This window comes from Vibrio renipiscarius (assembly GCF_000827885.1).
GTDB lineage: Bacteria > Pseudomonadota > Gammaproteobacteria > Enterobacterales > Vibrionaceae > Vibrio > Vibrio renipiscarius.
Genome location: NZ_JTKH01000024.1, coordinates 768,182 through 781,586, shown reverse-complemented (window position 1 = coordinate 781,586; position 13,405 = coordinate 768,182). Strand labels below are relative to the sequence as shown.

8 protein-coding genes are annotated in these 13,405 nt (G+C 46.9%); 2 read left to right on the top strand and 6 right to left on the bottom strand.

Annotated elements, in window-relative coordinates; genetic code table 11:
• Positions 1-91 precede the first annotated feature (91 nt).
• Positions 92-2,827 (bottom strand): DUF2339 domain-containing protein, encoded by a 2,736-nt coding sequence (locus OJ16_RS17105; protein WP_040992446.1) that lies wholly within the window; start codon positions 2,825-2,827, stop codon positions 92-94.
• 489 nt (positions 2,828-3,316) lie between these two features.
• On the opposite strand from OJ16_RS17105, the gene OJ16_RS17100 reads away from it, so the two are divergent.
• Entirely contained in the window at positions 3,317-4,240 is a 924-nt protein-coding gene (locus OJ16_RS17100; RefSeq protein ID WP_040992445.1) for a DMT family transporter, read from the top strand.
• A gap of 53 nt (positions 4,241-4,293) precedes the next feature.
• Here the strand turns inward: OJ16_RS17100 and OJ16_RS17095 are convergent, their stop codons facing one another.
• From OJ16_RS17095 to OJ16_RS17075, 5 genes are all read right to left on the bottom strand, one after another.
• Positions 4,294-4,908 carry a trimeric intracellular cation channel family protein gene (locus tag OJ16_RS17095; protein ID WP_040992444.1) on the bottom strand — a complete coding sequence of 205 codons (615 nt, stop codon included), beginning with the start codon at positions 4,906-4,908 and terminating at the stop codon, positions 4,294-4,296.
• 112 nt (positions 4,909-5,020) lie between these two features.
• A complete protein-coding gene (locus OJ16_RS17090) occupies positions 5,021-6,415 on the bottom strand; it encodes a glutamate decarboxylase (protein ID WP_040992443.1) in 1,395 nt (464 codons plus the stop codon).
• A 14-nt stretch (positions 6,416-6,429) separates the two neighbouring features.
• The gene (gene glsA, locus OJ16_RS17085; protein ID WP_040992442.1) at positions 6,430-7,389 is read right to left on the bottom strand and encodes a glutaminase A; all 960 of its coding nucleotides are present in this window, start codon (positions 7,387-7,389) and stop codon (positions 6,430-6,432) included.
• A gap of 14 nt (positions 7,390-7,403) precedes the next feature.
• Positions 7,404-8,924, bottom strand: coding sequence for a putative glutamine/gamma-aminobutyrate antiporter GadC (gene gadC, locus OJ16_RS17080; protein ID WP_082030269.1), 1,521 nt, complete (start codon positions 8,922-8,924; stop codon positions 7,404-7,406).
• A gap of 975 nt (positions 8,925-9,899) precedes the next feature.
• Positions 9,900-11,435 carry a DEAD/DEAH box helicase gene (locus OJ16_RS17075; RefSeq protein WP_040992441.1) on the bottom strand — a complete coding sequence of 512 codons (1,536 nt, stop codon included), beginning with the start codon at positions 11,433-11,435 and terminating at the stop codon, positions 9,900-9,902.
• A 616-nt stretch (positions 11,436-12,051) separates the two neighbouring features.
• Between OJ16_RS17075 and OJ16_RS17070 the strand changes: the two genes are divergently transcribed.
• Positions 12,052-13,260 (top strand): NupC/NupG family nucleoside CNT transporter, encoded by a 1,209-nt coding sequence (locus OJ16_RS17070; RefSeq protein ID WP_040992440.1) that lies wholly within the window; start codon positions 12,052-12,054, stop codon positions 13,258-13,260.
• Positions 13,261-13,405 lie beyond the last annotated feature (145 nt).

Genomic DNA, 13,405 nt, shown 5'->3' with positions numbered 1-13,405 from the left:
GAAAAAGCCGTGTGCTATAGGGGCATTTCATTCAATACCTTCAGATCGACGCATCGATATTAATACCATCACGAGTTTCGTGCTGTATTGATTATTCATCATCCAACGTCAATCTTAATCGCTGAAACAGCCACCCTAAGCCAATCAAGCAGGCACCCAGCCCCATAAAGCTAATGGCTCGCCACAGGCCCTCTAACGCCGCCGCATCCCACAAGAAAACTTTACACACCGCAATACCCAGCGTAATAAAACCTATCGTTTGTAGCCACGGCCACTCCCGCTGCAAGCCATGATAGGTAAGCGCGACCCCTACAAAAATTAACGCAACGGAATAGCTAAACAATTCCGCCATACTGGTTGGCATATCGAGGGTGAGTGGGCCATCTTGCCAAAATTGACGAATACTATAAATTGCCCACAGTGCGATGTTGAACGCTGCCGCGCCATATACCCAGCGATCTTGGCGCGGATACAGCCCAAAGCGAACCATCGCAATCAAAATACCCGCAGGGAACAACCAGCCGACCATTAACCAATTCAATATTGGCCAATCGCTGCCCAGCACATTCAATGTCATGAAAGGTTGAAACACCGTATTGAGTAAGACAATGCACAAAGCACTTAACACGATAAGCAAGAGACTATAAGCACGGTAAAATAGCCCGATGGATTGACTGGACGTGGCTTTAAGCTGATACACCCCAGCCAAAGCAAGCCCTTGCCCTGCAAAGATGGCAATATTTTCAAACGCCAATTGGTCAAGGAAATTAAAATTGCCGAGTAAGAGATAATTCGTTTGAGCAAACAGTAAGATCACTCCGAGATGCAGTATCGCCGCATTAAACCATTCCGCTAAAAAATGGCCTCTTTGCTTCAGAATATGGCGAATCCAAGCAAACACGGCAACACTTGGCAAAATCGTACACAACAACCAGCTCCATTGTGGCAGCGGCAACGTTTGAAGATCTGGGAAAAACGGCAATATCGACAAGCGAATGAGCAGCAAAGCGCCAAGCGCTTTAAAGGCCATGATGTTAGGGATTAACCAATAATAAAAATATTGAATCGACATCAATAACATTTGCCCGGCAATCAGCCACGTTAATTCACCACCGTCGCTGTAGACCACACTAATACTCAGTAGGATGGCGTGCATTGCCGCAGAAAGCTCAGCTCGTAGTCGATGCAGTTTGCTGGCAAACCACCCTAACAAAGCGATACCAATCAACAAAAACAGCGTCGTCGCCAAACGGTATTCTGGTTGAAAGAGATCGACATAGAACAGCGAACTCACCATCAATAGCGGTGCTAATATCACCGCCTGCCAAGCACTAAGCAGTGACTTATCACCCTGCCAACATTGGCCTACCGTTCTGAACAATACCAAAAGAATCGTGCCCGCACTCACAAGCAGCGTTTGAACCACTCGATCTTGAGACACCGTGTCACTGTCTGCGTGGATCAACCATAATGCGGTGTAAACAAAACTGATCGTGGCCACAATATTGACCCATGACAGTGCTCGTACAGCACGCCCCGCCCTTAAGATAGGAAGCAGAAGCAAAAGCCATGGCGTCATGAAATAGATCAGCGCGTTCGACTCCAGCGCAGGCATTCTTTCGAGTAGTAGCAGTGAGATCCCCCCGAAAACCGCCGCCGGAATAACCGCATAAAAAAATGGGCGACGCGTGCGATAACGATAATGGAAACGCAACATCCAGCCCATTTGGGGGACAAACACTAAAGCGTAAATTGAAAGAGGGATAAATAGGCTATACCACAGCAATAATTGCGAAGGTGACAGAGCCGCTGCGATCGCAATAAACCAAAAGCTATGCAGCGCAATAATCCCATAGGTCAACCAACGGATGCGGGACTGCTTTTGCACCCACATTCCGGCAAGAGTAATGCTACTCACATAGCAAGAAAGTAAGATGAAATTAGACTCCGTACCGCCAATCCAAAGCGGTGCGGTATACCCGCCAAAGAGCCCCAATACGGCCATCAAAGGCCCGAGCCGACAAGTCAACGCCAACGCCGTCACTGCCAGTACAGCCATCAATACCAGCGCCGCACTTTGAGGGATAAAAGCGTGCACCAAAGCAGAAAATATCACCGTGCCGTATAGACCACTCATCCCCGCCCCATAGACAGCGGCGGGAATGTAGGCATCTGCTTGTTGATGCAAAAACTTGCCATCGAGCACCGTTATTTTCCGGTGCAACCATTCTCCCAGCCCAATCATCGAACCCGATAGCACCGTGGCAAGGAGCACTCGAATATAAGGAGGAATCGTAAAATTATTGCCAACGGTTTCAATCAAGTACGTCACGCCAACCACCATCGCGATTCCCCCAACCCAAACCAGCCAATTCTCTTTTAGGTGCGCCATGCCGCGAACAAAAAATGACTTTTCTTGGTGTGAAGTGTGAACGGCAGCGTGGTCGAGCGATTGTGCAGGTTCAGAATGTGGTGGATGTCGCTCTGCGATTTTGGCCGATGCTGTTTTAGGCGGAGCTTTGGGGGACGATATTATTTTGGACGCTGCAGCTTCAGCCGGTTTGACTGCCTGGATGTGCATGGCAGCTTGGTCAACCATACCGTGGGGCGAGTCCAATTCAGATGCAGGGATAACCGGGTTGTCTTTATTTGTGTCGCTCGTTTTGATAGGAATATGGGAATCACCAGAAGCCGAACGAAGCTCATCTACTTTTTGTGTCAGAATGGCCACTTGTGCCGCGAGTGATTGGGCTTTAAAAAAGGCCATGATCGCAAAAATGGGGGTCGCAATCACCACCAACCCTACGAGTAGCAAAATAACTTCCATCGTTGATGTCCCTCCTACCACTCTTCAAGCGTCAACTTCATCAGCAAACCATTGTAATCAATTCGCTTTTCAACTCCTTTCCCGTATCGTCAATGTATGACGTCGGCTGTACTACTCTATGTCAACTTATGCAAATCGCCTTAAGCATTGAACAATTCAACCGAAACAAATAACACCACCGCGGCGTCTACATGCATCACTCTTAATCCATATACCCGCATGATTGAGTGGAGAGCCCTCACCTCAATCAGCATAGACGGTGATCATCGAGATTTCGTTGCTTTTCTTCTGAGGAACTTAGCCAAGCTTCCTTTCGATGGCGGTTTTCTTCTAACGGCCTTTTTCTGATTAGATATTACGCATAGTATTTCGCGCACTCTAACCATGCGGAATATTCCATTTTCATCACAAGCGCTCAAACTCCTTGCCCAAACGATCATTTTATCTGCCAAACTCATCACTCTGTCCCCCTAACTCAAATGAGAAACTATGACCACAACCATCGATACATCCATGAGTGGGCGCGCTTGGGCAATGCTGATTTTGCTGTCGATACTTTGGGGGGGATCATTTTTCTTTATCGGCGTCGCCGTCACTGAATTACCCCCTTTGACCATTGTCACACTCAGAGTTGGCTTAGCGGCATTAACACTTTGGTTGGTGATTGCCGCCGGTAATATTGCATTACCCACGGATCCCAGTGTTTGGCGGGCTTTTCTCGGTATGGGACTACTCAACAACGTTATTCCGTTTGCACTCATCGTTTGGGGGCAAACGCAAATCGCTTCTGGACTTGCTTCTATCTTAAATGCAGCCACGCCGATTTTCGCTGTCGTTGTTGCTGGGGCGTTATTACCCGATGAACGTATCACCCCTTTAAAACTGTTGGGTGTGGCGGCTGGGTTCATGGGGGTTGTAGTCATGATTGGCGTGCCCGCCAGTTCAGACGTCAGCCATGTTCTCCCCCAACTCGCCATTATTGGTGCAGCGCTTTCTTACTCTTTTGCGGGGGTATACGGTCGAAGATTCAAACGCTATGGGGTTAACCCTATCGTCACAGCGGCGGGGCAAGTGACGGCGTCGACCCTCGTTTTATTGCCTATTACTTGGGCCATTGATGGCGCTCCTCAATTACAGCAAGTTACTCTCCACACATGGGCTGCAATCATCGCGCTCGCTTTAGTCTCAACGGCGCTGGCCTACATTATTTATTTCAAAATATTGGCCTTATCGGGGGCAACGAACGTCTTATTAGTCACATTACTGGTGCCCGTTTCAGCGATACTACTTGGTTCACTATTTTTAAATGAATCACTGCAACCCATTCATTTTGTTGGCATGTTACTCATTGCTCTTGGGCTATCGGCGATTGATGGGCGATTGTGGCGCTGGCTCAAAGCCAAATACGCTTAACCAAGCAAACGTAATCATCATGTTTCCCAACAATTAAGAAATAGGCAGGGTCTCTACTTAAGCAGCAAGTAACTTGGAAAGCTTTTCTTTGTCACCACAATATAGACGCGGAAAATAATAATAAAGGCGATACAAACGATGGTGTTCACATCAACATTCATCCCCAAATGAGAAAACAACACAAACAGCGAGCACCCCATGATAACGGGAGTGGCGTAGAACTCCGTGTTGTTGAACATAGTCGGACGATTAACAATAATATCGCGCACCACTCCCCCAAAGACGGCGGTGATCACCCCCATCGTAATGGCCACATAAGCCGCGTAATCTTGGTGAATCATTTTCTTGGTCACAAGGATAGAAAAAATCGAAATACCGATCGCATCCAAAAGCAAAATAAGGCGCTCAGCTTTAAGCTTTCTCAATTCCTCGGCAATAAAAAAACCAATCAACGAACTGACGATCGCCGCCCAAAAGTAATCCGGATACTGAATCCAAAAAACTTGATCGGTCGAGAGAATCACGTCACGCACCGTTCCGCCACCTAATGCGGTGACTAAACCAAGCACTAACACGCTAATAATGTCTTTGCCTTTATTCGCTTCACTCAACACGGCGCTCAATGCAAAAGCGCAAATACAGATAATTTCCGTGATATGAACAAACATGCGTTTTCACTCTTCTGCGTTTAGGGAGCTTCAAAAAAAGAAGGCCAATTGCGGGGACAATTGGCCTTTACGTTAGTTCTTCATTTTATACCGAGGCATCGATATCAATGATTTAATGGCCGCTATGGTCAAAAGAACTCGAATCTTCTGCGCTGCAATTGGTTGAGCCATTTTTATCAAGGAACTCAATCGCTCGTTTGAAATCAGCAATTAATAGATTCGCAAGATCAATGGTTAAACCTTGTTTAGCCAAGATACGTTGTATCACCATCGTCTCAATATTCGCAGGCAAGCTGTATGCTGGCACTAACCAACCACGTGTGCGTAAGCGATCAGCTAAGTCATAAAGCGTGTAGTTCACTTCCACACCGGGTTTTAGACGCCAAGCAATGGCCGGAATGCCTTTCTCACGATTGCCATCAAACAAGAACTCAAACAAATCAAACTTATTCAGCTCTTTCACCAAGTATTCGCACACATCGTAGCTGGCGGAGTGAATACGTTGATAGCCTTCATAGCCTAAACGCAAGAAGTTGTAATATTGCGCGATGATCTGACCCGCTGGACGAGAGAAGTTCAAAGCAAAGGTCGGCATGTCACCACCAAGATAGTTCACATGGAATACCAAGCCTTCCGGTAAGTCTTCGCTGCTGCGCCAAATAATCCAGCCCACACCCACTGGGGATAAACCAAATTTATGGCCTGAAGTACTGATTGATTTAACGCGTTCTAGGCGGAAGTCCCATTCATCAATTTCAGTCGCACAGAATGGGGCAAGCATCGCGCCACTGGCACCATCAACGTGAATATCAATAGAAATGCCCGTGTCTTTCTCGTAGCCGTCTAGAGCGTCTGCAAGCGGTTTAACGGTTTCATATAAACCGGTAAAGGTTTGGCCAAACGTCGGAACCACCATGATGGTATTTTCATCGACCATACTCAGCATGTCTTCCGGCTCCATGAAGTAGTGGTGCTCCTCCATGTCCATTTGACGAATTTCCACGTCCCAGTAGCGCGCGAACTTGTCCCAACAGATTTGTACCGGACCACACACCATATTCGGCTTGTCGATAGGCAAACCTTGCGCACGGCGGCGATCACGCCAGCGCCATAGCGCCGCTAAGCCGCCTAACATACACGCTTCACTTGACCCAGTCGTCGAAGTACCGACCGTCGTCTCTGCGTCTGGAGCGTTCCAAAGATCCGCCAACATATGCACACAACGGCTTTCAATCTCTGCCGATTGTGGATATTCATCTTTATCAATCATGTTTTTGTCGATCGATAGGTCCATCAGTTTATGAACTTCGTCTTCTTCCCATGTTTGGCAGAAGGTCGCTAAGTTTTGGCGCGCATTACCGTCTAAGTAAAGCTCGTCTCGAATCATCTGATAAATAACCGCTGGCGCTTGTTCTTGCTGTGGTAGCTTCTTAGCAGCCGCAACGCTGTGGATGTCTTCTGAGCCAAAAATTGGGTCGTTATTTCGATTTACACGATGAAGTGCCATAATTTTTACCTTCCTTAATGTTGCTGACTACTAAACAAATTCCAGCCCATCGCTTGAGCAACTTGTTTGATCATTTGCTGGCCACGCACACTATTACCAAATTGGTCTAAGCGCGGAGAGAATGCGGCTAATGCCCCGACATTGGGAATCACGGCAACTAAGCCACCGCCGACACCACTTTTCCCTGGCAGACCCACATCATAAGCCCAATCACCGGACGTATCATAAAGGCCCTCCATCGCCATTTCGGCCAGAATATGGGGAATATTGTCGGGTTGAATCACCACGTTACCTGAGCACGGATTTTTACCGCCATTGGCAAGCGTAGCGCCTACGGTTGCCAATTCCACCGTATTAAACAGGGTCGAACATTGACGGGTATAAACATCACACGCCTGCATTGAATCTGAGTAGATACAACCTGACGATTCAAGCAATAATGCAATGGCTCGATTATGAGTATTGGTGGTTTGCTCCGATTGATTCACTTCATCGGAAAGCACAATGTCGCTATTTGCAAGTGCGGATTGAAACGCCAATATTTGCTGCCAACGATCTTCGGCGTCTGTCGCTTTCACCAAGCTCACCGTCGCAATCGCTCCGGCATTCACCAGTGGTGTGAGTGGCTTGCCTTGATGAAGTTCTAATGCCAACACTGAGTTAAATGGCATGCCGGTTGGCTCCGAACCAATTTTATTGTGCAGTTCATCCGCACCAGATTGTTCCAAAACGAGCGCCAACGTCATGATTTTTGATATGGACTCTATTGCGAACGGATAGCCCGCATCTTGCAGTTGAATAACCTCACCCGTTACCGAGACAAAAGCCAAACCCGCCAATTGAGAAGGAACGGATGCCAAAAACGGAATGTACGATGCGTTTTCTCCATCATGATTACTGGCGCTATTGTCCAATGCTTGCTGCATTGCAGCAGCAAGATCGCCGTGAGATTGAGAGAGTTCACGTTGTGACATAACAAAACCCTACCTTACGAATTCAATGTGTGCGTAACTTTGTCTGATGTATTGATGACACCCGGGTGCATATCTTCAATTTCCCATGTGAACGGTGCAAAGTCGGTCACGGCAGGGTCGCGCCAATGCGGTTTACGTGCTTTGTAAATCACAAATGGAACGGCGACAAAGATGATCGTTAACGCCACAAGGATACCAATGTAGGCTTCTGGACTGCCCACCGAAATTTGGCTTGGTGGGATGAACGAGAACACGAAAGCAATCAATGAACCAATAAAGCCAAGGCCAGCGACGATCCACATACCGATATTGCCGCCCGGGATTTTATATGGGCGAGGACGATTCGGCTGGGTGTAACGTAGGTGAATAGCCGCAGCAAACATCAGTAGGTACATGATGAGGTAAAGCACCACCGTCAACTGACTCAAGATTTGATAAGCGGCCTGCACTGAAGGCAGTACAACAAACACGGTGGAAATCATCGTCACGAGTAGCGCCTGCGCCATCATGATATGCGTCGCCATGCCATGCTGGTTCGTTTGCTGCCAAAAACGAGGAAGATAGCCGCCTTTTGCTACCACCAACAAACCTGACGATGGACCCGCAACCCAACCAACGACCATCGCAAGCACACCTAAGGCTAAACAGCTTGCCATAATCGGTGATGCCCAACTGATGCCAGCCCAAGCAAACATTTTGTTGTAAGCCACAAGCAAACTTTGCGTTAAGCTGATGTCTTGCTGAGGAATCACAAACGCAATCGCCAGCGTTCCGAGAACGAACACACTCACCGTACCAATCGCAGCGATCATAATCGCTAACGGGTAGTTTCTCGCCGCGTTATCCACTTCTTTTACGTGCAGGGCATTCATTTCCATCCCGGCATAAAATAGGAAGATACTGGCCGCTAGAACGACGTTATTGAAGTTAGAGAAGTCCGGGATCACTTGAGCCCAAGACAATTCGATTTCTGGCTGCTTGCCCGAAAAGAAAAGATAAGAAAAGCCCAGTACGATAAGCACAATACCCGGAATAACCGTACCAATAAGGCCACCCCACTTGGCTACCTTAGCAAACGCATCGGTACCGCGTAGCGCAATAAAGGTCGCAATCCAGTAAATCGCGAGCACAATACCCAGTACAAAGAACTTATTTTGTGCCAATGCTTGGTCCCATGATTGATCAGGGCCAACAAACGCAAGGGAAACCGAACCGAATGTGAGTGCAGTTGGGAACCACACTGTCACTTCAATCCACAACATGAACATCGCAACAAGCGCTAAGCGAGGCCCAAACGCTTCACCGACCCAGCGGAAAATACCGCCCTTTTCTGACCAACCTGTTGCCAGCTCAGCCGCAACGAGTGAGACAGGAATAAGAAAAACAATCGCAGCAAATATGTAGTAGAAAATAGAACTAAGACCATATTCCGCTTCTGCAGGAAGCCCCCTCAAACTCACCACGGCGACAATATTTAGCATTGCGAGGGCGAATATTCCTATCCCCCCTTTTTTGATCGTTTCCGTTTTTGCCATCTTAACCAACCTCATATTCATCATATTTTATTTAGACAGGTCAGGTACTACGAGTAGGCTTATAACCCCATAATTAACACGGAGTTATATGGACACAGGAGAAACCTAGAGCCCGCAAAGTACCACTATGAGCCTAGACTGAAAATTCCAAGACGGACAAATTAATGTTGCACAGATAGAGGTTGTGAAACCTCGTGTTACATGAGAAAGGACGCGAAAAAAGTCCGACCGTACAAAGCTCGGAATAATGGGAATATTGGCCTTTATTTCTATCAATAAGCCGAAATTCGTTATTTCATTGAAACGACCTATACCCAAACAACTTGAAGATGCAGGTAGGCGACAAGCGAACAAAGCCTCTGAGCATAGGTGCGCTATGTGATGAGGCTTGAGAGTGCCAGTCAACACCGCTGCAACTTCAAGTAGGACGGGTATATAGTTATCGATGACATGAATGAGACAACACGCGATTAAAGCGACAATGCTATGCGTTTGCCTTCTTAATTAATCCTTCGTTTTAACTCATTGACCTTTTTATTGTGCCTAACCCCCTAAAAACCGGCATTACCCCATTCAAGGAAATAACGGTTCAGTATAAAAACCTAGGGGGAGCGGCTCACCGAGCCTTTATCTATTGGGCTTGAACGCTAAAGCCGCATTTTGATAAGAACGACGAAAGATCAATAACAACAATCGTTAATGTCACGTTTAGTTACAAAGTTTAGGTTGCAAGTCATAACCCAATGTTTTGCCAAAAAGTGCGTAAATATTGATAATTTTAAACGAATTTATTTTCCAATTAATTTCCAAAACATGACCTATTTAAAAATAAACGCCATACTGTAAATTATAACGACCGGTTTTTTTTACCAAAAATTCCAGCATAGATCTCTCGTTTAGTGATCAAATGACATAAAAAAACCAGTGACAAGTCACTGGCTTCAATTCATATCGCTTTAACTGTTTGGCTTATTCTTAACCGCGACTGCTATTGTTCGCAGGACGAGGGCGACGGCTTTGTTGCGGTTTACCCGCCGCATTCGCATTACCACCAGAACGTGAGCGATTGCCGCTGTTGTTCGCGCTACGGTTAGCGTTATTCGCGCCAGAATTGCCGCCAGTGTTGCCGCCTGATTTTGCCGCAGGCTTTTGACCATTACCCGCAGGCTTAGAACCCGTGTTTGGCTTGCCATTTTGAGTTTTCTGGCCATCAGCAGACTTAGGACCGAAATGACGTTTGTTTTTGCCAGCTGGTTTGTTGCCGCGAGCGTTATCACCTGAGCGCTGACCATCCGCGTGGCCTGTTCTTGGGCTCTTCGCTTTCTTTGGTTTTTTCGCTTTGAATGGGCGAGTATCTAATCTAGATTCTGGCAATGGGTTGCTTGGCTTAAAGCCTTCTAGATCCATACGAGGTAGCAAAGTTTGGATTAGACGTTCAATGCCAAATAGCTCGTCCGTTTCATCTGCGCAAACGAGAGAAACCGCTTTACCTGCCTCACCCGCACGACCAGTACGACCAATTCGGTGTACATAATCTTCTGCTACGTTTGGTAAGTCAAAGTTAACAACTTGTGGCAACTGAGGAATATCAATACCACGCGCAGCAATATCGGTCGCAACCAATACACGCACTTCGCCTGATTTAAAATCAGCCAGTGCACGAGTACGAGCACCTTGGCTCTTGTTACCGTGGATCGGTGCAGCCGTCACACCTTGCTCATTAAGATAATGCGCTAGACGGTTCGCACCGTGCTTGGTGCGGCTAAACACCAACACTTGACGCCAGTTACCATCGGTAATCAGCTTAAGCAGCATCGCAGGCTTCTTGCCTTTGTCCGCAGGGTAGATACATTGTTCTACTTTTTCAGCCGTTGAGTTTGCTGGCGCAACTGAGATTTCGACTGGGTTATTCACCAAGCCTTTTGCCAGTTCACGAATCTCTGGAGAAAACGTTGCAGAGAACAGCAGGTTTTGACGCTTCTTCGGCAGCAAGTTTAAGATTCGGCTAATGTCGCGGAAGAAACCCATGTCCAACATACGGTCAGCTTCATCAAGAACCAGTACTTCAAGTTGTGAAAAGTTCACCGCTTTTTGGTTGAATAGATCCAGAAGACGACCAGGGGTTGCCACTAAGATGTCACTGCCTTTACGCAGTTGCATCATTTGTGGGTTAATTTTTACGCCACCAAATACCACGGTAGAGTTCAGATCCAAGTAACGGCTGTAGTTATGCACATTCTCTTGGATTTGCGCTGCAAGCTCACGCGTTGGTGTTAGAATCAAAGCGCGGCAATGGTTGCTTTTCGCTTTTTGACCTTTGCTTAACAATTCTAAAATTGGAAGTGTAAAGCCCGCTGTTTTACCCGTGCCCGTCTGGGCTGCTGCCATGACATCTTGCCCTTTAAGAACGGCAGGAATCGCCTGCGCTTGGATTGGCGATGGTGTATCGTATCCTTGTTCTTGAATAGCTTTGAGGATTGGAGCAGAAAGAGCTAACGAGGTAAAACCCATAAATTTGATTCTCAATATATAGTGGTTCTAGCCTAAAAAGCCCCCATTAGGGCCTCTCAGGCAGAAAAGTCCGCCATTCTGAGGCTTTTACCCCCTCGTATCAACATAACATTGCAAATAACCCCTCTCTATTATCTCCCGCCCTCTATGCTCAACGATCCAGATGCTTATTAATCAGACACTAACCACACAATATCGCGCAAATTTAATTTCTTATCGCTTACGCGACGAGCATTAAAACACCAATCATTGCATTAATATTGAGCACTCTCGCCAACCGTTTGCGCCAACGTTTACCTAGCGTGCATAACTTTAACAAAAGTGATCATTGTCACATGCAAAAAGCCTGCGTATACTCCGCGCCCGGTTAGATATGAAGTTAACTCACGTTAAAGCCTTTGACGTGAATCACTCATTCACCAGCTTTCATTCGACTGAAAAACGGATAATTTGCCCCAAGGAAATGGGCCCAGCGCAATTGTGAGCGTTTACAGGGCTTGAATTCGCTTTCAGGCAAAGAGGACATGGCGTAATTTTCAGCGGTGTCACCTTATGCTTGTTCGCGTTTAATTCTTTGCTCGTCTATAAATTGCAACAACATAGCAAAGACAACATAATGCAAATCATCTTCAGCTTGGCCGGCATATTGGCTTTATTAGCATGTGCTTATGCACTTTCAGACAGTCGTCGTGACATCAACTGGCGCACCATTGTGGGCGCATTCTCTTTACAGGCAGGTTTTGCTGCTCTGGTACTTTATTTCCCTCTGGGTCAATCTTTACTGATTACGGTCAGCGACGCAGTATCCGGTTTGTTAGCCTTTGCAAACGAAGGTATTAGCTTCCTTTTTGGTGACCTCGCTTCTGGTAACTTCATTTTCGCCATTCGCGTTTTACCGCTAATCATTTTCTTATCTTCTATTATTTCTTTACTTTACTACCTTGGCATCATGCAAAAGTTAGTCAAAGTCATCGGTGGCGCAATTGCCCGTCTACTTGGCACTTCTCAAGTGGAATCTCTAGCCGCAACCAGCAACATTTTCCTTTCAATGAGTGAAGCATCACTGATTGTTCGCCCATTCCTACCAAAGATGACCCGTTCAGAATTGTTCGCGGTTATTGTTGGTGGTATGGCATCAGTAGCTGGTTCAGTGCTTGGTGGCTACGCAGCACTTGGCATCGAGTTAAAATACCTAATCGCAGCAAGTTTCATGGCAGCGCCTGGTGGTCTTTTGATGGCAAAAATGCTGGTACCTGAGCGTGAAAAGCTAAGCCAAGATGACCCGATTGAATTAGAAGCAAGTACCGATGCGAACATCATTGATGCGCTGGCTTCTGGTGCAATGAATGGTGTGAAAGTCGCGGTTGCGGTAGGTGCGATGTTACTGGCGTTTGTCAGCGTGATCGCTATGGTTAACGCAGGCTTTGAGAACGTAGGCAACTGGGTTGGTATTGATAACTTATCACTACAGCTGATTTTTGGTTACCTATTTGCACCTCTGGCTTTCTTTGCGGGCATCCCAACGAACGAGTTGCTAACCGCAGGTGCGTTAATTGGTCAGAAAACCATTCTTAACGAATTTGTAGCCTTCTTGGATTTCATCAGCGTAAAAGACACCTTATCTGCACACAGCCAAGTGATCGTCACCTTTGCTCTATGTGGCTTTGCTAACATCGGTTCGATTGCTATCCAACTGGGTTCTATCGGTGTTATGGCTCCAGAGCGTCGCCAAGATGTCGCGCAGCTTGGTTTCCGAGCAGTGACAGCGGCAACACTGGCCAACATGATGAGTGCTGCACTAGCGGGTCTATTTATCGCCCTTTAATCTTATCGAGAGTCGCAACGGCTGAGTACTCATGCCGGTTGCGCGTTTGAACGATACTCAAAGCCCACACCATTCACGTGTGGGCTTTTTTGCATTTTCCGCTTAGCGTTGCTGTGATTTGCGATTTGTGATTACGAAGTCATGT

Bases quoted from the DNA above. Each gene is read 5' to 3' on its own strand.
- OJ16_RS17105 (WP_040992446.1), bottom strand. From the start codon at position 2,827: ATGGAAGTTATTTTGCTACTCGTAGGGTTGGTGGTGATTGCGACCCCC.
- OJ16_RS17100 (WP_040992445.1), top strand. From the start codon at position 3,317: ATGACCACAACCATCGATACATCCATGAGTGGGCGCGCTTGGGCAATG.
- OJ16_RS17095 (WP_040992444.1), bottom strand. From the start codon at position 4,908: ATGTTTGTTCATATCACGGAAATTATCTGTATTTGCGCTTTTGCATTG.
- OJ16_RS17090 (WP_040992443.1), bottom strand. From the start codon at position 6,415: ATGGCACTTCATCGTGTAAATCGAAATAACGACCCAATTTTTGGCTCA.
- glsA (WP_040992442.1), bottom strand. From the start codon at position 7,389: ATGTCACAACGTGAACTCTCTCAATCTCACGGCGATCTTGCTGCTGCA.
- gadC (WP_082030269.1), bottom strand. From the start codon at position 8,924: ATGGCAAAAACGGAAACGATCAAAAAAGGGGGGATAGGAATATTCGCC.
- OJ16_RS17075 (WP_040992441.1), bottom strand. From the start codon at position 11,435: ATGGGTTTTACCTCGTTAGCTCTTTCTGCTCCAATCCTCAAAGCTATT.
- OJ16_RS17070 (WP_040992440.1), top strand. From the start codon at position 12,052: ATGCAAATCATCTTCAGCTTGGCCGGCATATTGGCTTTATTAGCATGT.